The sequence below is a fragment of the Streptomyces sp. NBC_00885 genome (assembly GCF_045207475.1).
Lineage (GTDB): Bacteria > Actinomycetota > Actinomycetes > Streptomycetales > Streptomycetaceae > Streptomyces.
Genome location: NZ_CP108796.1, coordinates 1,867,353 through 1,888,454 on the forward strand (window position 1 = coordinate 1,867,353; position 21,102 = coordinate 1,888,454).

Below are 21,102 nucleotides of genomic sequence, written 5' to 3' on the forward strand. Positions count from 1 at the left end.
GGTCACCGGCCGCTGCGGGCCGGCAGTTGGCCGCAGTCGCCGCCGGCGCACTTGCTCAGCCAGTCGGCGAAGTCGGCGTCGTACCTGGTGCCGATGGTGTCGCGGAGCAGTTTGTAGGCCTCGTCGTACTCGCCTGCGCGGTAGTGGCCGAGCAGGGTGGCCATGTCCTCGGGGTGCGACTGGAGCATGTATCGGACGCCCAGATAGCCCCACTGGTAGATACGGGTGGTGTCGGCGTTTTCGTAGGTGGTCCCGAAGAGCTGGCTGAGCCTGTAGGTGTTCTTGCCCGCCTCCTCGATCGCCCTGTCGTAAGTGACGCCGCGGTACGAGTAGGAGACGTACTCGGCGAAACCCTCGATCCACATCACGTTCGGGGTGGTCTGCCCGGCTGCGAAGTCGCCGTACATGTCGAAGCGGCCGTCGAGGTAGTGGGTGTACTCGTGGTTGAGGTTCCAGATCTGGAAGGCGCCGTCCTGGGCCGGCTGCTCGTAGGCGATGAAGCGCGGCTGGTTGCCCTCGGCGGCCGGGTCGCCCTCCAGGTACATGCCGCCGTTGTTGGTGTCGATGCCGAAGACGACACCGGCGTAGGTCTTGTAGTCGGTGCTGGAATTGAAGGCGACGATCTCGATGCTGGTGTTGTTGTCGTCCTTGACCGGACCGTTGTCCTTGACGATGTTGTGGAAGAACGGGTCCTGCTTGAGGATGCTGTCGCAGGTGGCCGAGAGTTCGGCCGCGGTCAGCTCCTGTGCGAGGATCTTCGCGCTCGGACCGCATGTGTGCTTGACCGTCAGCACGGCGTCGCGCACTCGGTTCTGCAGGTCACAGGTGTCGTAATCGGCGCAGTTCTCCTTGTCGTACTCGTTCGTCATCTCGGCAAGGCCGACCCAGAGCGGGGCGGTGCGCCCAGTGATCTCGCTGCGGCCGAGCAGCTCCTTGACCAACGGCTTGACGGTGTCCTTGAGGCCGGCGTGCTGCAGGAAGCGGCCGAGTTCGCGTCCGGCGTTGCTGGCCAGGTAGGACTTGTCCGTGCCGAGCAGATCGTCGTGGGCGACGGCGAAGTCACGCAGTCCGGTGAGGACGCTCGGGTCGGCCTGCACGGCTTCCGCGAACTCCGGCATCTGGTGGCCGCGGAAGAGCACGGTGTAGGTGTTGTTGACCGCCGAGAGCATCCCGTAGAACTTGTCGTACGACGAGTTGTAGTCCTTCTGCAGGCGTTTGACCACGCCGAGGTGGCGGGCGTTCTCTCCGGAGCTGTCGATCAGGGTTACCGTCTCGGCCAGGGTTTCTCCGTTGGCCTCGGTGACGTCGAAGGCGTGGGACGAGCCGAAGAAGGCGTCCAGGGCGCCCTGAATGGCGCTCTTCAGCGTCGGGCCGTATTCGCCGACGTTCTCCGGCTGGTTGTACTGGATGTAGTAGCCGGCGCGCAGGTACAGCACCACCTGGGTCGCGAACGTGCTGTTGTCCCCCGGGTAGTTGGTCGCGACATCCTTGAGTGCGTTCGCCACCGTGACCATCTGTTCCTCGCGGAAGAGGGCCTTGGAGTCCTCACCGCTCACACTGAACAGCGTGTTGATGCAGGTGGTTTCCGACTTCTTGATCTGCTCGACCAGGGCAGCGCCGGTCTTCGAGGTGAAGTCGCTGACATTGCAGTCCGCCGCGGCCTTCGCCGCAGAGCGAGCCTGCTTGCGCTGTGCGGCGTTCTGGGCCGCGGGGAGCGGAGGGCGTTGCGCGGGGTTCGAGGTCTTCGTGGCCGATCGCGCGGGGTCGGCGGCGTGTCCGGGTGCGAGATCGGCGGCAAGCACGGTGGCGGAGGCGGGCTGTGGGGCGGGGGCCGACCTCGGTGCGGGCTTGGGTGTCCCGGCGCCGGCCGGGGCCGCCGCGCCATGGGGGGCGAGCATGGTGAGCCCGAGGCCGGCGGCGGCCACGGTAGGTATCAGCAGTTGGGTGAGTTTCCTGAGGGTGGGGGGTTGGCGCATAGCGATGGCCTCCAGGCCGGTCGGCAGCCGTGCGTGGGGCACGGCGGTGGGGGGTGCGGACCGTGATGGCAGCGGAAGTTGAGCCCTCCCGCAGCTGTCATGCCCACGGAAAGTGTGACCGTACAATTTCACAGTTCACATGGCAGTGAAAGAGGGTTGCAAGCAGCAAAATAAACTGATGAATCGTCAGAGCGTGGTCCTGTCGCGGACCTTGGGAGGGCAACGTTTCCGGCAAGGTGAACTTCACCCTGCCGGAACATCACGCGGGATCAGCAGGCCATGGCCTTCACGTCTTGCTGAGCCGCACCACGTCCCCTGCCCGGCCGTCCGTGAGGACATCGATCCGGGCTCCGGTGTCCGGGTCGGTGAAGGTCTGGCCGGGCGCGTAGGCGGCCAGGTCCAGCTGGGTGCAACCGGCGGGCGGGGTGGCGGTCGGGTTGGCGTTCATGATCCTGACCGGTCCCTCGCCGGTCTGGGCGGCGGAATCGACCTTGTAGATGAGCACGCCGGTGGAACAGGCGGCCCGGTCATTGCCCTTGGCGCGGCGGGACTCCGCGACATACGCCGTGGTCTCGCCCGTGCGCAGTACGGCGATCTTGGTCCCGCCGGGGCGCTCCACCGGGGTCAGCCGCACTGTGCGGCGTCCTTGCCCGGGCAGGCAGGCGACCTGGTTGTCGCGGGTCCAGCCGAGCTTCCACGAGTGCCAGCCGAGGTACTGCGGGGCGGGTCCCGCGATGTTGCCCATGACGTCCCAGCCGCCGGCGTACTGGTGGGTGGGGGCGGTGAAGGAGTACAAGTCCGGGAGGCCGAAGGTGTGAGCGGTCTCGTGGGCGGCGACCTTGTATCCCCAGCGCCACATGTCCTGTCCGAAGGTGACCGCCCACTTGAGGCGGGCGCCGTCGGCGGTGACACCGGGCGTGTTCGGGTCGTAGAGGTAGGTCGGGGAGAAGGGGATCGCGGCCGCTGCCTTCGTGGGTACGACATAGACCATGTCGTACCCGGAGAGGTCCGCGTAGGGGTCGGCGGCGGTGATCGCGTCGCGTACGTACTTCTCGTGGGTCTCGAAGGTGAGGCCGCGCGCGAACCCGTAGGAGGTGGAGTCCGCGGGCATCCGGATCCAGCGGCGCACCGAGCTGATGGCGAGCCGGGAGCGGCCGTAGCTGGCTCTGCTCATCCAGTCGGCGGCCGGGGCGAGTTGGGTGGCGTACGCATCGGTGGAGTCCGTGGCCTGAGCGTCGGGGAAGTCGACGAACAGGGTGAGGACGCGGCGGACGCCTCTGGAGGGCTGGAACTGAGTCGCGTCGGTGTTGTGGCCTTCGTCGGTCCAGCCGGTCTTGCCGACAAGAGCACAATCGGCGGCCGGAGCAGGCGAATTGGGCTCTGCGGCAGCGGTCGCCGTTGTCGGGGCGGCAAGACAGGAGGCGAGGGCGATTGCGGCGGCGAGGGGCCGCAGGCGGGTGGTCGTCAGGGCGGACATGTCTCTCCGGAGGCAGTGGCAGACGGGCGCAACGGGCGGGGAAGGACGGAGGAGGAGGGGTTACGCGCGGTCCGCGGCCAGGTCCATCAGGCGGGCCAGCACGCGGCCGGCGGAGGCGGTGACGCCGTCGTGTTCCCACTCATTGGTGATCCAGACGCGGGTACCGCCGACCTCGCGCGCGGTGCGCAGGGAGAGTGCGGCGTCCACATACATGTCGTCGTGGTAGACGATCGCGGAGAGGGGGACCTGGTTGACGGCCAGGCGGCGGGGGTCGTACAGCGGCGGCCAGTCGGCGCGGTCGGCCAGCAGGTCGGCGGCGTCCGCGAAGGGGCGCAGACCCGTGATGTCGCGGAACATCCACGGGTAGATCATTTCCCCGGTGAGGAGGAGGGGGTCCGCGTCCTCGCCGAATTCGGGGAGGTCCGCGAGCGCCCGCGAGGCGGCCCAGCGGCTCGAACCCGCGCCCTGACCGTAGAGCGTCTCCTGCATCACGGCGAACAACGGATTGTCGGTGAAGCCGGTGAGGGCCATCACCTGGTGGAGGAAGGTGTCGCTCAGCTCGCCCTCGGCGTCCAGCGATTCGTCGAGCAGCCAGTGGATCCGTTCGAAGCCGTCGCCCATGCCCAGGGCGAGTCCGAGGGTGCGCAGGCGGCGGGTGGTGAGGCGGTCTCCGTTGGGCAGTCGGACCTCGGTGGCCGCGAGGAGATCCGCGATCTTGCGGAGGCGGGGGGCGTCGTCGGGGTAGCGGGCGTAGAAGTCGAGGACGCGGTCCCGCACCCGCGGGTAGGTGCGGGCGTACACGTCGTCGGCGGTGGCGGTGAGACCGGGCAGCCCACCGGTCACGTAGCAGGCCCGCAGTCCCTCGGGTGCCTGGGAGAGGTACGTGAGGGTGATGAAGCCGCCGTAGCTCTGGCCGAGCGTCTCCCAGGGCTGATCGCCGCAGAGCTGACGACGAATCAGTTCGGCGTCTGCGACCACGGCGTCTGCACGGAAGTGGCAGAGATGCGCGGCGAGTTGGGCGGGGGAGGCGAAACGGGCGGCGGAGCGGGCGGTGACCGGGGTGGAGCGGCCGGTACCGCGCTGGTCCAGCAGGAGCACCCGGTGGGTCTTGAGCGCCTGGGGCAGCCAGCCCGGCGAACCGGCCGACGGACGCGGTGATTTGCCGCCCGGGCCGCCCTGGAGGTAGAGCAGCCAGGGAAGTCGCTCGCCGGCGCGGGCCGGGTCGACGACCTCACGGGCGAAGACCTCGATGTCCGGCCCGCCCGGGGCGCAGTGGTCCAGGGGGACGGTGAAGACGTGGTCGACGGTCGCGTACGCAGGGTTCATGGATCCCCTTCACAGCCCAGGAGCCGCAGCATGAAGTGTGACATTGCACAGATCAGCATGCTGCGGCCGACTGTCGGTGGGGAGCCCCCACGTCGCCATAACTCCACGTTATGGAGGGCGGCGCCGCCCGAGTCGGCCGTGGCCAGACGGCCCGACGGCCCCGCTACCCGGCGGTCTTCGACGCGGTCCCGCTCTTGGCCCACAGCGAGCGGACATGGCTCAGGTGCTTGGCCATGAGCTTCTCCGCCCCCTTCGCGTCGCCGGCGAGCATCAGGTCCAGGAGTTCCAGGTGTTCCTCGGCCGAGGGGATCAGCCCGCCGCGCTCGTCGAGGGCGGTGAGCCCGTACAGACGGGATCGCTTGCGCAGGTCACCCACGGTTTCGACGAGCCTCTCATTGCCGGAGAGGGCGAGGAGCGAGAGGTGGAACTGCCGGTCGGCCTCCAGATAGCCGATGAGGTCGTGCTCGCGCGCGGCCCGGACGATCTCCTCGGCGACCGGCCGCAGCGCCTCCAGCGCCTCACGAGCGGCGGACCGGGTGATCCGGCCGACCGTGGGAATCTCGATCAGGGCACGGATCTCGGTGTACTGGTCGAGATCGTGCTCGTTGACCTCGGTGACCCGGAACCCCTTGTTGCGGACGGGCTCGACCAGGCCCTCCCGGGCCAGGTCGAGCATCGCCTCGCGCACGGGCGTCGCGGAGATCCCGAAGTCCTCGGCGAGGACCGGCGCCGAGTACACCTCGCCCGGCCGCAGCTCGCCGGAGATCAGGGCGGCCCGCAGGGCATGGGCGACCTGGTCGCGCAGCCGCTCGCGGGTGGCGCCTAGGTCGCGCTGCTTCAGGTGCCCCATAGCGGTGGTGATCCCTTCATGCCGGAGCGGGTCACCAGCGTACAATGTCACGTTGTTTTCACAGGTGACAGGGTGTACGTACGGCTGGAGGTATAGAACTCCAAGGCCGAGTGACCCTGTTCGCGCGGCCCGTGGCTGGATGCCTTGGCGCCGCCGAAAGGCAGGTGGAAGTCGACGCCGTTGGACGGGGCGTTGATCCGGATCATCCCGGTGTCGAGCTGATCCAGTCCGTTCAGAGCCGTGTCCAGGTCCGCGGTGTGGACCGAGGTGACCAGACCGTACGGGACCGAGTTGGTGATCCGTACCGCATGGGCGAGGTCGTCGGCGGGCAGCAGGGCCGCGATGGGCCCGAAGACCTCCTCGCGCAGCAGCCGGTGGCCCGGGGACACCTTCTCGACCAGGGTCGGGGCCGCGTACCAGCCGGGGCCGTCGGGCACGGTTCCGCCCGCGAGTACCGAGGACCCGTCCCAGGCACTGCAGACCTGATCGCGGGCTTGTCCGTTGATCAGTGGTCCGCACACGGTGGACGGGTCGGCGGGGTCGCCGACCGGGACGGTCCGCAGCGCCTCGGAGAGTGCCTCGCGCAGGGGGTCGAGGGCCGCGCCGACCGCGACCACGCGGCTGGTGGCGGTGCACTTCTGGCCGGCGTATCCGGCGATCGCGGCGGCGATGTGGACCGCGGCCTGCTCGATGTCGGCGTCCGGCAGGACGAGGGCCGCGTTCAGGCCGCCCATCTCCGACTGGACCGGGATGCCCCGGGCCGTGGCGGCACGCGCGACCGCCTGGCCGACGGCTGTGGAGCCGGTGAAGGAGACGACATCGGCGGCGGAGACGAGGGCGTTGCCCTCGGTCGCCCCGCCGGGCAGCACGGTGAACACTCCTGCTGTCAGGCTCTGCTGGACGATCTCTGCCAGCCGCTGGGCACACGCCGTCGCTTCCGGAGCGGGCTTGAGGACGACCGCGTTGCCCACGGCGAGTGCCGGGGCGGCCTTCCAGCTCGGGATGGCGAAGGGGAAGTTCCAGGGCGTGATGAGTCCCGCGACGCCGTGCGGGCGCCGGCGGGTGAGGAGGAGTCCGGGGCCGGCCGCGGGTTCGTGGACGGCTCCGGTGGGTTCGTACGGGGCCTGGGCGTAGTACCGCCAGATCGCGACGGTCCGCGCGACCTCGGCCCGGGCCTCGGCGAGCGGCTTGCCCACCTCGCGCACGGCGAGGTGGGCTAGCTCGTCCGCGGCGGCCTCGATGCCGGCGGCGACCGCGGTGAGGGCCGCCGAACGGGCGGCCGCGCCACCGATCAGCCAGCCGGGCTGGGCAGCACGGGCCCGCTCGACGACGTCAACCGTCGCAAACGCGCCGGGAGTCGGGATGTTGAGGAGTACGTCGGTGGGGTCGGCCGGGTTGTGGGAGACGATGCTGGTCACAGGAGGAAGCCTCCGGGGAAGGGGTCGTCCGGGTCGAGGAAGTACTGGGCGGTGCCGGTGATCCAGGCGCGGCCGGTGATGGCCGGCACGACGGCCGGCAGCCCGCCGACCTCCGTGTGCGAGAGGAGTCGGCCGGTGAAGCGCGTCCCGATGAAGGACTCGTTGACGAAATCGCGGCCCAGGGGCAATTCGCCGCGCGCGTGCAACTGTGCCATCCGTGCCGAGGTGCCGGTGCCGCACGGGGAGCGGTCGAACCAGCCCGGGTGAATCGCCATCGCGTGCCGCGAGTGCTCGGCGTTCGAGCCGGGAGCCGCCAGGTAGACATGCTTGACCCCGGCGATCTCCGGCTGTTCCGGGTGGACGGGCCGGTCCGGCGACGCGTTGATCGCGTCCATGACCGCGAGCCCGGCGGCCAGCAGGTCGTCCTTGCGGGCGCGGTCGAACGGCAGCCCCAGGTCGTCGAGGTCGACGAAGGCGTAGAAGTTGCCGCCGAACGCGAGGTCGTAGGTGATCGTCCCGTACCTGGGGACGTCCACCTTCAGGTCCAGGCCGACACAGAAGGCAGGCACATTGGTGAGCGTGACCGACTGCGCCGCGCCCTCAACGACCGCTACGTCGACGCTGACAAGGCCGGCCGGAGTGTCGAGCCGCACCGTGGTGACCGGTTCGCTCACCGGCACCATGCCTGTCTCGACGAGGACGGTGGCGACGCCGATCGTGCCGTGCCCGCACATCGGCAGCAGCCCGGACACCTCGATGTAGAGGACCCCGAAGTCGGCGTCGGGCCGGGTGGGCGGCTGGAGGATCGCCCCGCTCATCGCGGCATGGCCGCGCGGCTCGTACATCAGAAGCGTCCGGAGATGGTCCAGATGCTCGATGAAGTGCAGCCGGCGCTCGGCCATGGTGGCGCCGGGGATCACCCCGACGCCACCGGTGATCACCCGGGTGGGCATGCCCTCGGTGTGCGAATCGACGGCGTGGAAGACGTGTCGCGTGCGCACGATGAATCCTTTCGAAGCAGCGCGGAAGCGGTCAGTGGTGACCGTCGGCGACGGCCTTCTCGGTGGCGGCCCGGACTCCGGCCTCGATCTCCCCCGTGAGGGGGAAACGCGGCGGACGGGTGGGGCCACCACGGCGGCCGACGATGTCCATGGACAGCTTGATGGACTGGACGAACTCCGTCTTCGAATCCCAGCGCAGCAGCGAGTGCAGGGACTTGTAGAGCGGCAGGGCGGTGTCCAGGTCACCGGCGACGGCGGCGTTGTACAGCTCGGCGCAGGTGGCGGGGAAGGCGTTGGGGTATCCGGCGATCCAGCCGACCGCACCGGCCAGGGCGAGTTCGAGCAGGACGTCGTCCGCGCCGATCAGCAGGTCGAGTTCCGGAGCGAGTTCGGCGATCTCGTACGCGCGCCGTACATCGCCGGTGAACTCCTTGACGGCGACGATGCTGCCGTCCTGGTGCAGACGGGCCAGCGTCCCGGGCGTCAGATCCACCTTGGTGTCGATGGGGTTGTTGTACGCGACGACCGGCACCCCCGCCTCGGCGACCTCGGTGTAGTGGGCGCGGACTGCCTGCTCGTCGGCCCGGTAGGCGTTCGGGGGCAGCAGGAGGACCGAGCCGCAGCCGGCTTCGGCCGCCTGCTCCGCCCAGCGGCGGGCCTCGGCGCTGCCGTAGGCGGCGACGCCGGGCATGACTCGCGCACCGTCGCCCGCGGCGTCGACGGCGGTGTGGACCACGCGGGCCCGCTCCTCGTCGGTGAGGGTCTGGTACTCGCCGAGCGAACCGTTCGGCACGACACCGTCGCAGCCGTTCTCGATCAGCCAGCGGACGTGCTCGGCGTACGCGTCGTAGTCGACGGACAGATCGTCGCGCAGGGGCAGCGCGGTGGCCACCATGATCCCGCGCCAGGGACGGGTGCTGTTCCAGGCGGTGCCTGTCATGAGTAAGCCCTCTCTATAATGTGTGACATTTTACTGCGGGGTGTGCGGCGCCCACAAGGGGTGCCGCGGGTCAGTGGTCGGCGCCCGGCGCCGGGTCGGGCCCGATCTCGGCGGGTCCGGGGAGCGAGGCCAGTGCCGAGAGCGGAATGGGCACAGCGAACGGACGACGTTCAGCGGGTGGTTCCACGGCACCCTCGCGGGCCGCGAGGCACGCTACAGCCGCCCCGCACGTCCGTCCCTGACACCATCCCATACCGGCCCGGGTCAGGAGTTTGACGGTGCGCGCGTCGCGGGCTCCGAGGTCGGTGACCGCTTCGCGGATGCTTCCGGCGGACACTTCCTCGCAGCGGCACACCTCCGTGTCGTCGGTCAGCCAGCCCGTCCAGCCCGGTGCCGGGGCATGGGCGGCGCCCATCGCGTCGGCGAAGGCGCGCATGCGGTCCCGGCGGCGCTGCAGCTCGCGGACGCGCCCCTCTCGGACGGGGTACCCGTGCAGTCTGGCGGCAGCCGCCAGACCGGCCAGTTCCCCTTCCGAGCGGGCGAGCTGCGCGCCACCCACTCCCCCGGTCTCCCCCGCGGCCCACAGGCCACGCACCGAGGTTTCCTGAAGGCCGTCCAGGGCCAGGGCGGTTGTCCCGTCCACCAGGGGGCGGGTGGCGCAGCCGAGTGCGGTGGCCAGTTCGATCTGCGGGGCAAGGCCGTGCCCCACAGCGAGCGCGTCGCACTCGATCCGGCGGCCCGCCCCCTGTACGGGCCGCCAGTCGCGGTCCAGCCGGGCGACGGTTACGGCCTCCACCCGGTCGGTGCCGTGCACCTGGGTGACCGCGCTGCGCAGCCGTATCCGCACTCGGTGCCGCAGCAGAGCGGCACCATGGACCGCCGCCTCCGCCAGCTTGTGCGGGTTGGTGACGAGCGCCCGGGGGCGGCGGGCGTACCGCAGATAGCCGGATGCCTCGACCACGGCCGGGACGCGTGCGCCCGCGGCGGCCAGCGAGGTGGCGACGGCGAGCAGCAGGGGGCCGCTGCCCGCCACGACAACGCGCTTACCGGGCAGCACCAGGCCGGACTTGAGCATGGCCTGCGCTCCCCCGGCACCCACGACACCCGGCAAGGTCCAGCCGGGAAAGGGAAGTTGGCGCTCGAACGCCCCGGTCGCGAACAGGACCGTACGGGCCGGCACCCGCACCGACCGCTCCGCGGTGCCGTCGGCCCCGGTGACGGCGTGCACCGCCCACCCACCGTGGTTCTCCTTGGTGACCGCCCAGACATGGTGTCCGGAGAGGTGGCTGACGTCGCTCTGCTCCAGGCGTCGGCGAAGCTCGGCGAAGGCCGCCCAGTCGTGGTGCAGCGCCTCGGGCCGCGCCGCCCCCAGGCCGGCCGCCGGATGCCGGTAGAACTGTCCGCCGTGCTGCGGCGATCCGTCCAACAGGGCGACGGACAGGCCGAGTTCGGCCGCGGTGACGGCGCCAGCGAGACCGGCCGGTCCCGCTCCGATCACCGCGAGGTCGTACGGGTCAGACGCCGAGGCGGGCATGGCCGTGTCCCTCCTGGGTGGTGATCACGTCGCCGGGTGCGGCGGGCACCAGACAGGCCCTGCGGTTGGGCTCCGCATTGATGGTGGCGAGGCAGTCGTAGCACTGCCCGATGCCGCAGAAGACACCCCGCGGACGCCCGGCCTTGCGCGTGGTGCGCCAGGCGAGGATGCCCGCGGTCCACAGGGCTGCGGCGACGGACTGCCCGGGCAGGGCGGTGACCGGACTGCCGTCCATCGTGATCTCGAACGACGGGCCGGGGTTCGCCCCGACCAGGTCGGTGGGTGTACGGGCCACTGCGGGCCTCCTCTCGTAGCAGACGGGTCAAGCGGCGGCATCGAAGCGGCCGGGATGGAACGGGCCTAGGTCCAGCGGTGGTTCACGGCCGTCAAGGCAGCGCGCGATGAGCAGCCCGGTGGCCGGGGCGAGCCCGATCCCCGCGCCTTCGTGACCGCAGGCGTGCAGCAGGCCCGGCACCCGCGGATCGTGGCCGATGGCAGGGAGATGGTCGGGCAGATACGGGCGGAACCCCGCATACGTCCGCATCGCCCGGACCCCGGCCAGGACCGGGAACAGTGCGGTGGCCTGCGCCGCCAGGCGGCGGACCACCTCGGTCGACAACGTGGCGTCGAAGCCGACCCGCTCCCGGCTGGCACCGATCAGGACCGGGCCCGCCGGGGTGCCCTCGACCACGGCCGAGGTCTGCAGGGCTGCGGAACCGCTCGCGACATCGGCAACATAGTCCGCGGAGTACACCTTGTGCCGCACCACACGCGGCAGCGGTTCCGTGACGAGAACGAAACCGCGGCGGGGCAGCACGGGAAGCTCGACGCCCGCGAGCCGGGCCAGCTCGCCACCCCAGGTGCCGGCGGCGTTGACCACGTACGGGGCATGCATATCGCCGGCCGGCGTACGCACCCCGCGCACCGATCCGTCCGCCGTGGTGAGCAGGCCGGTGACCTCCTCGCCGAGCCTGAGGCACACCCGCCCGCCGCCCGCGCGCAGCAGATGCGCGGCCGCCAGGGCAGGCATGACCTGCGCGTCCTGGGGGTAATGGAAGCCACCCGCCAGGCCGGCGGCCAGATGTGGCTCCAGGTCGTTCAACCGGTCCGCCGGGACTTCCTCCGCCCGCACACCGGCCTTGTCCTGTCCGGCCGCGAAGTCGCGCAGGGCGCGCATCCCGGCCTCCCCGGAGGCGACGACGAGGCCGCCCTTGGGTTCGTACTCGATCTGCGGCGGGAGCAGCTCGGCCAGCTCCTGCCACAACCCGGTGGACAGCAGCGCGAGTTCGAGTTCGGGTCCGGGCTCCTTGTCGGAGACCAGGAGGTTGCCCTCGCCGGCACCCGTGGTGCCGCCCGCGACGGGGCCGCGGTCGATCACGGTGACGGAGAGGCCGGCTCGGGCTGCGTAGTAGGCGCAGGCCGCGCCGATCACGCCCGCACCGACGACGATGACGTCCGAGGTGTTTCTCTTGGGCACGACAGTAATATTTCACATTGCATAGCCGATGCCAAGGGTTACGCGCGATCCGTCCGTGCCCACCTCTCCGGCAAGGCGCCCATCCACTGCTCGGCGGCATCCGGCACCCTCGGCGGCATACCCACTCGGACACAGGTGAGTAACGAGCTTGCTGGCGCCTTGTCAGTGCAATTTCACATTACTATGTTACCTGTCACATTCCAGCTCCTGGCTGGCCGACTGTTCTCGGAGTGACCACTGATGAACACGCGCACCCTCACCGCCGTCGCCACCGCCCTGGCGGCGACCGTCACACTCGGCGCAGCCGGCTGTTCCGGCTCCAAGCATTCGTCCGGCGGCAAAGGCGCCACCGGCAAGAACCCTGCGACCGCCAACCAAGGCGCCATGGTCGGCGGCACTCCGCAGAAGGGCGGCACCCTCACGGTCCTGTCCAACCAGGACTTCACCCACCTCGATCCGGCCCGCAACTGGGTGATGAGCGACATGGAGTTCGGGACCCGGCTGCTCTACCGCACCCTGGTCACCTACAAGGCGGCCCCCGGCACGGCGGGCGGTGAACTCGTCCCGGACCTCGCGACCGACCTCGGCACCTCCTCCAACGGCGCCAAGACCTGGACCTTCCGCCTCAAGCAGGGAGTCAAGTACGAGGACGGCACCCCCGTCACCGCGCAGGACATCAAGTACAACGTGGAGCGGTCCTTCTCCCCCGACCTGCCCGGCGGCGCCGACTACGCTGCCCGCTATCTGGCCGGAGCCGAGGGTTACCAGGGGCCCGCCGAGGGCAAGCACCTCGCCTCCATCAAGACGCCCGACGACCACACGATCGTCTTCGAACTCCGCAAGCCCTTCGCGGAGTTCCCCAACGCCACCGTCATGCCGACCTTCGCCCCCGTTCCCAAGGACAAGGACAAGGGGCCTCAGTACGACAACCGGCCGTTCTCCTCGGGCCCGTACAAGATCGAGTCGTACCAGCGCGGAAAGAAGCTGGTGCTGGTGCGCAACACCAGCTGGGACGCCTCGACCGACCAGGTGCGCAAGGCGTACCCGGACAAGCTGGTCATGGTGATGGGGCTGAAGGCCAACCAGATCGACGACCGGCTGATCGCCAGCCAGGGCGCTGACACCTCCGCCGTCTCCTGGGGTGCGCTGCGGCCGGAGAGCGCGGCCAAGGTGCTGCCCGACGCGGAAGTGCGCAAGCGGCTGATCGCCGAGTCGACCAACTGCACGGACATGGTCCAAATGCACACCGGGCGGGCCCCGTTCAATGATGTGAAGGTCCGTCAGGCCGTGCAGTACGCGCTCGACAGGGACTCGGTGCTCACCGCCTCGGGCGGCCCCGCCTTCAACGACCTGTCCACCGCCTACATGCCGGCCACCCTCTTCGAGGGCAAGGAACCGGACACTCTGAAGATCCCTGCGACCGGTGACGTCGAGAAGGCGAAGCAGCTGCTGAAGGAGGCGGGCAAGCCGGACGGGTTCGAGACGAAGATGACCGTCTCGACCGGGGACAAGGGGCGGGCCGAGGCGATCCAGCAGTCGCTGGGCAAGGCCGGAATCAAGGTCACCATCGAGACCGTCGACCCGTCGGCGTTCTACGCGACGATCGGCGACACCAAGAACCGCACCGACATCGCGTACACGGGCTGGTGTCCCGACTACCCGTCCGGCTCCACGTTCCTGCCGTTCGTCTTCGACGGCCGCTACATCAAGGAGAAGGGCAACTCCGGCAACCACTCGCTCTTCCGCGACGAGCCGACCATGAAGCGGATGGACGAAATCGCCGCCATGACCGACGCCAAGCAGGCCAACACCGCCTGGCAGCAGCTGGACGGCCAGATCCTCGCCAAGGCCCCCGCCGTACCGGTCCTGGTCCGCCGCTGGCCCCTGGTGCTCGGCAGCAACATCGCCGGCGCCTACGGGCAGACCTCCTTCGGCGGTCAGCTCGACTACGCCACGGTCGGCCTCAAGGACCCGTCCAAGAGCCAGGGCTGAGGGCTCGTAAAGATCATGGCCCTCACCACAGCACCGGTGGAGGTTCCGGCGGGCAGCGGCCCCTGGCAGCTGGCCCGCGCGGAACTGCGCCGCCGCACCTCCGTCAAGATCTCCCTCGTCATCGTCGTGCTCTTCGTCGTCATGGCCGCCGCCGCGCCCCTGCTGAGCGCTCTGGGCGGCTGGTCGCCCGAGGAGTTCGACAAGTCCGCCGTCGACCCCTACCTGGGCGGGCTGCCGCTCGGACCGCTCGGCGGGATCTCCGCCGACCACTGGCTGGGTGTCGAACCCGTCACCGGCCGCGACCTGTTCGCCCGGGTCGTGCACGGCGCCCAGGTCTCCCTCCTGATCGCCTTCACCGCGACCGCGATCGTCGTGGTCGCGGGCACGGCGGCCGGAATCGCGGCCGGCTACTTCGGCGGCCGCACCGACGCGGTCCTCAGCCGGATCATGGACCTGACCATGTCCTTCCCCTCCCTCATCTTCATGATCGCGATGATGTCGGTGGCCAAGGACGTCAACCGGATCGTGCTGATGACCGCGGTGATCGGGCTGTTCGGCTGGCCCGGCATCGCCCGTGTGGTGCGCGGCCAGACGCTCTCGCTCAAGCACCGCGAGTACGTCGACGCCGCGCGGGTGGGCGGATCGGGGTCCTGGCGGATCCTCACCCGCGACATCCTCCCGGGCGTCGCCGGGCCCGTCATCGCGTACACCACCCTGATCATCCCGGGCATGATCGCCACCGAGGCGGCCCTCAGCTATCTGGGCGTCGGCGTCCGCCCGCCCACCCCGTCCTGGGGCCAGATGATCGCCGAGAGCGTCGCGTTCTACGACACGGATCCCATGTACTTCGTCATCCCGAGCATCTGCCTCTTCCTCGCCGTGCTCGCCTTCACGCTCCTCGGAGACGCGTTGCGGGACATCCTCGACCCGAGGGGAAGCCGCACATGACCCGCTACCTCGGCCGCCGGCTGCTCGGCGTGGTCGGCGTGCTGATCGCGATCGCCGCCGTCACCTTCACCATCTTCTACGTCCTGCCCTCCGACCCGGCCGCCGCGGCCTGCGGCAAGTCGTGCAGCGCCGAACGCCTGACGGCGATCCGCGCCCACATGGGCCTGGACCAGCCGATCTGGGTGCAGTTCTGGGAGTTCCTCAGCGGCATCTTCACCGGCCGCACCCTGGGCAGCGGCCAGTACGCGCTGCACTGCGGCTTTCCCTGCCTCGGCTACTCGTACGAGAACAGCGAGTCCGTCTGGGGCCTGCTGATGGACCGGCTTCCGGTCTCCGCATCGCTGGCCTTCGGCGCAGCGGTGCTGTGGCTGCTGCTCGGCCTGACCGCCGGAGTCACCGCCGCACTGCGCAAGGACACCCTGCTCGACCGGGTCCTGATGGTCGGCGCTGTCGGCGCCGCCTCCATGCCCGTGTACTTCACCTCGATGATGCTCATCTACGGGCTGATCCGGGTGGCGGGGCTGTTCCCCTATCCGCAGTACGTGTCTTTCGGCAGCGACCCCGTCGACTGGGCGAGCAACCTGCTCCTGCCGTGGCTGGCACTCGCCATTCTGTACGCGGCCATGTACGCACGCCAGAGCCGCAGTTCGATGATCGAGACGATGGCGGAGCCGTTCATCCGCACCGCCCGCGCCAAGGGCCTGCCGCGTCGCACGGTCGTCGTCAAGCACGGGTTGCGGGCCGGCATGACGCCGATCCTCACCATCTTCGGCATGGACCTGGGCGGGCTCCTCGCGGGCGCCGTCATCACCGAGTCCATCTTCGGACTCCCGGGCATCGGCCGGCTCTTCTACGGCGCGCTCTCCAGCGGGGACCAGCCGGTCATCCTCGGGGTCACGCTGCTCGCCGCCACCTTCATCGTCGTCGCCAACCTGGCCGTCGACCTGCTGTACGCCGTCGTCGACCCGAGGGTGAGGTTTTGATGACGCCAAGCCAATCTCTGCTGACCGTACGGGACTTGAGTGTCACCTTCGCGACGAAACGGGGACCCGTGCGGGCCGTGGACTCGCTCAGCTTCGACGTCCACCGGGGCCGCACCCTGGGCATCGTCGGCGAGTCCGGCTCGGGCAAGTCCGTCACCTCGATGGCGGTGCTCGGGCTGCACACAGCCGCCGATGTCACCGGCTCGATCCGCCTCGAAGGACAGGAGCTGCTGGAGCTCGGGGAACGTGAGTTCAACCGGCTGCGGGGCCGCCGGATGGCCATGATCTTCCAGGACCCGCTCTCCAGCCTCCACCCGTACTACACGGTCGGCGAGCAGATCGCCGAACACCACCGGGTTCACTTCAACTCCCGCCGTGCGGTGGCTCACAGACGGGCCGTGGAGATGCTCGCCGAAGTCGGCATCCCCGAGCCGGAACGCAGGGCGGGCGAGTATCCGCACCAGTTCTCCGGCGGGATGCGCCAGCGCGTGATGATCGCCATGGCGCTGGCCTGCGAGCCCGAACTCCTCATCGCGGACGAGCCGACCACCGCCCTCGACGTCACCGTCCAGGCCCAGATCCTGGAGCTGATCGCCCGGCTGCAGGAGGAGCGCGGACTCGCCGTCGTCATGATCACCCACGATCTCGGGGTGGTCGCCCGGGTCGCCCACGAGGTGCTGGTGATGTACGGCGGGCGCGCGGCCGAACAGGCCCCGGTGGACGACCTGTTCGCAACCCCCGCCCACCCCTACACCCGCGGGCTGCTCGACTCCCTGCCCCGGCTCGACGACGGCGACGACGAACCGCTGCGGGCCATCCCCGGCAGCCCGCCGTCCCTGCTGGCGCCCGCCCCCGGCTGTGCGTTCGCACCCCGCTGCCCCCGGGCGGCAGGCGCCTCGCAGAGCGAGCGGCTGCGCTGCGAGACCGAACGGCCCCTGCTCTCCGGACCGGCCGAGCATCCGGCCGCCTGCCACCTCCCCGCGTACGAAGGCGTCGCCTCATGACCAGTACAGCTCAGCCACTCCTCAGCGTGCGGGACGTGACGATGGCCTTCCCGGGAAAGCGCCGCCGTGCGGATCCCGTGCGGGCCGTCGACGGCATCAGCTTCGATGTGGCTGCCGGGGAGACGCTGGGCCTGGTCGGCGAGTCCGGCTGCGGCAAGTCCACCACCGGGCGCATGATCGTACGGCTCCTGGAACCCACCACCGGCTCCATCACCTACGACGGCCACGACATCAGCCACCTGTCCCAGCGCGAACTGAGGCCACTGCGCCGCGAACTCCAGATGGTCTTCCAGGACCCGCACTCCTCCCTCAACCCGCGCCAGACCGTGGCGCGGATCATCTCCGACCCCCTTCTGGCGCAAGGGAGTTCGTCGTCGGACGCACGCAAGCGGGCAGCCGAGCTGATGGACCTGGTCGGCCTCATCCCCGAGCACATCGACCGCTATCCGCACGAGTTCTCCGGCGGCCAGGCCCAGCGCATCGGCATCGCCCGCTCGCTCGCCACCGGCCCCCGGCTGGTCGTCGCCGACGAGCCCGTCTCCGCCCTCGACGTCTCCGTACAGGCCCAGATCGTCAACCTCATGGAACGCCTCCAGCAGGAGCTCGGCCTGGCCTACCTCTTCATCGCCCACGACCTCTCGGTCGTCAAGCGGGTCTGCGACCGGGTCGCCGTCATGTACCTCGGCCGGATCGTCGAGATCGGCGACAAGAAGCGGGTGTACGCCGCCCCCGCCCACCCCTACACCCGGGCGCTGCTCTCCGCTGTGCCCCTGCCCGACCCCGCGGCCGAACGTGCCCGTGAGCGCATCACGCTCCTGGGCGACCCGCCCAGCCCGGCCTCGCCCCCACCGGGCTGCACCTTCCACCCGCGCTGCCCCAAGGCTCAGGCCATCTGCCGCGCCGAGGCACCACTGCTGCGGATCGCCTCACCCGGCGAGCCGAGGGAGGTCGCCTGCCACTTCCCCGAGGCGGCCTGAACACGGTCGTGCCCCGGATCCGCACAACGGATCCGGGGCACAGCTGTTCTGTGGTGGCTGGTCTTCAGGCGAACGGCTGGACCACGCCACGGCCCGGCGTCCGCCGGAGGTCCCGTCACTCGTCGTCCGGCGCCGGCTTGCGGCGGATGCGGGCCGCCATCACCGCGACGTCGTCCTCCGCGTGGGCGGCGTCGACTTCGTGGAGAACCTCGTCGACCAGGTCGTCGAGTGTGCCGCCCGGGTCGGGGCGGACGTGGGCCAGGCGGGCGAGGGAGGTGTCGATGTCCTCGCTGCGGCGTTCGACGAGGCCGTCGGTGAACAGGAGCAGGGTGTCACCGGGGTCGAAGGTGCGCGAGACGAGTTCGTAGCCGCCCACGCCCGTCCCCAGCGGTGGTCCGACCGGGACATTGACCAGGTGGGCCACGCCTTCGCGGCTGAAGACGACGGGCGGCAGATGGCCCGCGCTGGAGAACGATGCGAGCATGCGCGCCGGATCCACCCGGGCGAGCAGGCATGGCCCGGGCCTGCGAGGACGCGTCCCCGCGTCCGTCCGGCGAGTCGGCACGCACACGATCACCTCCTCCCGCACGGGCGCTGACCTCAAGTCTTATGCGCCCCTCGTCCACGCGCATCACAGGTCCGGGCGTGAGCTCGGCCCGCACCCGGGCGAGGATGCGGGCCGGACGGCGGGCGGGTCAGGGCCGGCCGGGAGTGACACCGCCCTGGAGGCGTGCCAGGTCGGAGGGGCGGACCTGGATGGCCAGCACGGCGATCACGGCCGCGACGACGGTGAAGATGGCGGCCGCGACGAACGCGGCGGAGACTCCCGAGGTGAGGATCTCGTCGCTGAAGGGCGGTGGAAGCTGGCCCGTGCGCTGGAATTGCAGCTTCTCCACCGGGGTCGCCTGGGCGAGGAAGTTCGGCACCTGGTCGTCGGCCTCGTTGCGGCTGGCCGTGCCGTACACCGTGACCAGGATGGACAGACCCAGCGAACCGCCCACCTGCTGGGTGGCGTTGAGCATGCCGGACGCCGCGCCCGTCTCGTGCGTGGCCACGCCGGAGACGGCCATCAGCGTCAGCGAGACGAAGTTCAGGCCCATGCCGAAGCCGAAGACCACTATCGGTCCCAGGATGCTGCCCAGATACGTGGAGTTGATATCGGTCAGGGTCAGCCAGGACAGACCCACCGCGCACAGGATCGAACCGGTCACCATGAAGGGCTTCGGGCCGTATTTCGGCAGGAGTTGGGAGGCGAAGCCCGCGCCCACCGCGACGACCGCGCTCACCGGCAGGAAGGCGAGACCAGCCTGCAACGGGCTGAAGTCGAGCACGTTCTGCACGAAGAGCGTGAGGAAGAAGAACATGCCGAAGATCGCGGCAGCGATGCTGAGCATGATTCCGTACGTGCCCGACCGGTTACGGTCGGCGAACATGTGCAGGGGCGTGATCGGCTGTTTGGATCGGCGCTCTATCAGGATGAACGAAGTGAGAAGCACCACCGCGGCGCAGAACGACGCGATCGTCCACGGATCGCGCCAGCCTTCCTGGGCGGCCCGGATGAAGCCATAGACCAGCGCCACCATGCCGAGGGTCGAAGTGAACGCACCGGCCAGGTCGAAGTGGCCCGGATGACGTTCGGACTCCTTGATGTGGCGGGGAGTTGCCAGAGCGATGAGCAGGGCGATGGGCACATTGACGAAGAACACCCAGCGCCAGTCGAGCCATTCGACGAGGATGCCGCCCGCCAGCAGGCCGATCGCGGCGCCGCCCGCGGAGACGGCAGCGAAAACACCGAACGCCCGGTTGCGTTTCGGGCCTTCGGTGAAGGTGGTGGTGATCAGCGCGAGCGCGGTCGGCGATGCGATGGCGCCGCCGACGCCCTGCAGGGCGCGCGAGGCCAGCAGCTGACCGGCGTTCTGGGACAGGCCGCCGAGCAGCGAGGCGAGTGCGAACAGCAGCACTCCGAACATGAAGACCCTGCGCCGGCCGAGGATGTCGCCCATACGACCGCCGAGGAGCAACAGGCCGCCGAACGTGAGCGTGTAGGCGTTGACCACCCAGGACAGGCTCGTGGTGGAGAAGTCCAGCGAGCTCTGGATGTGCGGGAGCGCGATGTTCACGATGGTGATGTCGAGGACCACCATCAACTGACAGGAGGCGATGACGAGGAGTGCGATCACATCGCCGCCGCTCATCTTGTTCGAGGCGGTGATCTGCGATGTGGGTACCGGCTGCGGGGTCGCCATGACGCATCGAGCCCTCACGCGAGGGTCTGTAGACGGTTCCGTCCACTAATGAACGGTAAACCTACGTCGAGCCCGCCACCAGTCGATCAAGATCCGCCGCCGGAGGGCTCCGCGACGAAGGCGCGCAGTGCCTCGGTGAGCGCGTCGGGCCGGTCCTCGGCGATGAGCGTGCAGCTGTCCTCGATCTCCAGCAGCCGCCCCTCGGGCAGCAGTTCGGCGAGCCGCCTGCCGTGTTCGCGCGGCATCATCCGGTCCTCCGTGGCCCAGACCACCAGCGCGGGCCGGTCGAACTTCCGCAGCCCCTCGGCCGCCTCGAGAAGTTCGGTCTTGCGCAGGCCGGCGTTGTAGCGCTTGAAGTCGGCCCTGATCGCTTTGTCGGTCAGCAGCGGACGCAGCCAGTTGTCGATGATCTCGTCGGGCACGGGACGCTTGGTGAGCGCGCCGAAGCCGATGGGCAGCCGGCGCAGCGGTTTCAGCCCGAGGATCCGCGCCGTCAGCGCGATGCCGCCGGGCACCTTGCAGACGAACGAGATCATCTTTCCGGGCGCTCCCGGCGGGTAGTTGTCGAATGCCTCGCAGGAGATCAGCACCAGTCGCGCGAGCCGCTCGGGGTGGCGGGCCGCGACGGTCTGGGCGCGGCCGCAGTCGCTCTCCACCAGGGTGACGTCGCGCAGGTCCAGGCGGTCCAGGAACTGAGCGATCAGCTCGTTGACGGAGTCGGGGCTCAGGGGGACGCCCGGGCGCATGGGGGTGCGGTGGGCGCCGTACGGGAGGGTCGGGGCGATGCAGCGGTGGTCGCGCCGCAGGTCGGCGACGACCTTGCGCCAGACCGTCGCGTCATGGACGAGCCCGTGCAGCAGGACGACGACCGGGCCCGGGCCTCCACTGTCCTCGTAAGTGATCGTCCCCGCGCTGAGCTCGATCTCCGGCATGGCTTCTCCCTCGGTCATAAC

18 protein-coding genes are annotated in these 21,102 nt (G+C 69.9%); 5 read left to right on the forward strand and 13 right to left on the reverse strand.

Translation table 11 applies throughout. From position 1 onward, the window contains the following. Positions 1 to 2: 2 nt before the first annotated feature. The 10 genes from OHA61_RS08465 to OHA61_RS08510 all read right to left on the reverse strand — a co-directional run bounded on the left by OHA61_RS08465 (position 3) and on the right by OHA61_RS08510 (position 11,999). On the reverse strand, positions 3 to 1,976 hold the full coding sequence (locus OHA61_RS08465; RefSeq protein WP_406302508.1) for a collagenase: 1,974 nt from the start codon (positions 1,974 to 1,976) through the stop codon (positions 3 to 5). A gap of 286 nt (positions 1,977 to 2,262) precedes the next feature. Next, positions 2,263 to 3,453: a M6 family metalloprotease domain-containing protein gene (locus OHA61_RS08470; RefSeq protein WP_406302509.1), complete on the reverse strand. Its 1,191-nt coding sequence runs from the start codon at positions 3,451 to 3,453 to the stop codon at positions 2,263 to 2,265. Positions 3,454 to 3,513: 60 nt separating this feature from the next. Then, a complete protein-coding gene (locus tag OHA61_RS08475; RefSeq protein WP_406302510.1) occupies positions 3,514 to 4,779 on the reverse strand; it encodes an alpha/beta fold hydrolase in 1,266 nt (421 codons plus the stop codon). Positions 4,780 to 4,942: 163 nt separating this feature from the next. Continuing rightward, positions 4,943 to 5,629 carry a GntR family transcriptional regulator gene (locus OHA61_RS08480; RefSeq protein WP_389370121.1) on the reverse strand — a complete coding sequence of 229 codons (687 nt, stop codon included), beginning with the start codon at positions 5,627 to 5,629 and terminating at the stop codon, positions 4,943 to 4,945. Between the two features lie 47 nt (positions 5,630 to 5,676). Beyond that, the gene (locus OHA61_RS08485; protein WP_406302511.1) at positions 5,677 to 7,047 is read right to left on the reverse strand and encodes an aldehyde dehydrogenase family protein; all 1,371 of its coding nucleotides are present in this window, start codon (positions 7,045 to 7,047) and stop codon (positions 5,677 to 5,679) included. Further along, positions 7,044 to 8,048 (reverse strand): proline racemase family protein, encoded by a 1,005-nt coding sequence (locus OHA61_RS08490; protein WP_406302512.1) that lies wholly within the window; start codon positions 8,046 to 8,048, stop codon positions 7,044 to 7,046. The genes OHA61_RS08485 and OHA61_RS08490 overlap by 4 nt, the downstream gene beginning before the upstream one ends. Positions 8,049 to 8,079: 31 nt before the next feature. Then, on the reverse strand, positions 8,080 to 8,988 hold the full coding sequence (locus OHA61_RS08495) for a dihydrodipicolinate synthase family protein (protein WP_406302514.1): 909 nt from the start codon (positions 8,986 to 8,988) through the stop codon (positions 8,080 to 8,082). Positions 8,989 to 9,058: 70 nt separating this feature from the next. After that, the gene (locus tag OHA61_RS08500; protein WP_406302516.1) at positions 9,059 to 10,522 is read right to left on the reverse strand and encodes an NAD(P)/FAD-dependent oxidoreductase; all 1,464 of its coding nucleotides are present in this window, start codon (positions 10,520 to 10,522) and stop codon (positions 9,059 to 9,061) included. Continuing rightward, entirely contained in the window at positions 10,503 to 10,817 is a 315-nt protein-coding gene (locus OHA61_RS08505) for a (2Fe-2S)-binding protein (RefSeq protein ID WP_406302518.1), read from the reverse strand. Before OHA61_RS08505 ends, OHA61_RS08500 begins: the two co-directional genes overlap by 20 nt. Before the next feature lie 27 nt (positions 10,818 to 10,844). After that, positions 10,845 to 11,999 (reverse strand): NAD(P)/FAD-dependent oxidoreductase, encoded by a 1,155-nt coding sequence (locus OHA61_RS08510; protein ID WP_406302519.1) that lies wholly within the window; start codon positions 11,997 to 11,999, stop codon positions 10,845 to 10,847. Between the two features lie 240 nt (positions 12,000 to 12,239). On the opposite strand from OHA61_RS08510, the gene OHA61_RS08515 reads away from it, so the two are divergent. The 5 genes from OHA61_RS08515 to OHA61_RS08535 are packed head-to-tail and all read left to right on the forward strand — an operon-like array spanning position 12,240 to position 17,903. Beyond that, a complete protein-coding gene (locus OHA61_RS08515) occupies positions 12,240 to 13,991 on the forward strand; it encodes an ABC transporter substrate-binding protein (protein WP_406302521.1) in 1,752 nt (583 codons plus the stop codon). A gap of 15 nt (positions 13,992 to 14,006) precedes the next feature. Next, complete coding sequence (locus tag OHA61_RS08520) at positions 14,007 to 14,939, forward strand: ABC transporter permease (RefSeq protein ID WP_361904974.1); 933 nt, start codon at positions 14,007 to 14,009, stop codon at positions 14,937 to 14,939. Further along, complete coding sequence (locus OHA61_RS08525; RefSeq protein ID WP_361904971.1) at positions 14,936 to 15,922, forward strand: ABC transporter permease; 987 nt, start codon at positions 14,936 to 14,938, stop codon at positions 15,920 to 15,922. The genes OHA61_RS08520 and OHA61_RS08525 overlap by 4 nt, the downstream gene beginning before the upstream one ends. Continuing rightward, positions 15,922 to 16,926, forward strand: a complete 1,005-nt coding sequence (locus tag OHA61_RS08530) for an ABC transporter ATP-binding protein (RefSeq protein ID WP_406302523.1) — start codon at positions 15,922 to 15,924, stop codon at positions 16,924 to 16,926. The genes OHA61_RS08525 and OHA61_RS08530 overlap by 1 nt, the downstream gene beginning before the upstream one ends. Continuing rightward, a complete protein-coding gene (locus OHA61_RS08535) occupies positions 16,923 to 17,903 on the forward strand; it encodes an ABC transporter ATP-binding protein (RefSeq protein ID WP_406302524.1) in 981 nt (326 codons plus the stop codon). The genes OHA61_RS08530 and OHA61_RS08535 overlap by 4 nt, the downstream gene beginning before the upstream one ends. Positions 17,904 to 18,018: 115 nt before the next feature. Here OHA61_RS08535 and OHA61_RS08540 read toward each other — a convergent pair whose 3' ends face one another. The 3 genes from OHA61_RS08540 to OHA61_RS08550 form a co-directional block, all read right to left on the reverse strand. Next, the gene (locus OHA61_RS08540; RefSeq protein WP_406302525.1) at positions 18,019 to 18,492 is read right to left on the reverse strand and encodes a PP2C family protein-serine/threonine phosphatase; all 474 of its coding nucleotides are present in this window, start codon (positions 18,490 to 18,492) and stop codon (positions 18,019 to 18,021) included. A gap of 106 nt (positions 18,493 to 18,598) precedes the next feature. Next, a complete protein-coding gene (locus OHA61_RS08545) occupies positions 18,599 to 20,098 on the reverse strand; it encodes an MFS transporter (RefSeq protein ID WP_406307302.1) in 1,500 nt (499 codons plus the stop codon). 137 nt (positions 20,099 to 20,235) lie between these two features. Further along, on the reverse strand, positions 20,236 to 21,081 hold the full coding sequence (locus OHA61_RS08550) for an alpha/beta fold hydrolase (RefSeq protein ID WP_406302527.1): 846 nt from the start codon (positions 21,079 to 21,081) through the stop codon (positions 20,236 to 20,238). Positions 21,082 to 21,102: the final 21 nt, after the last annotated feature.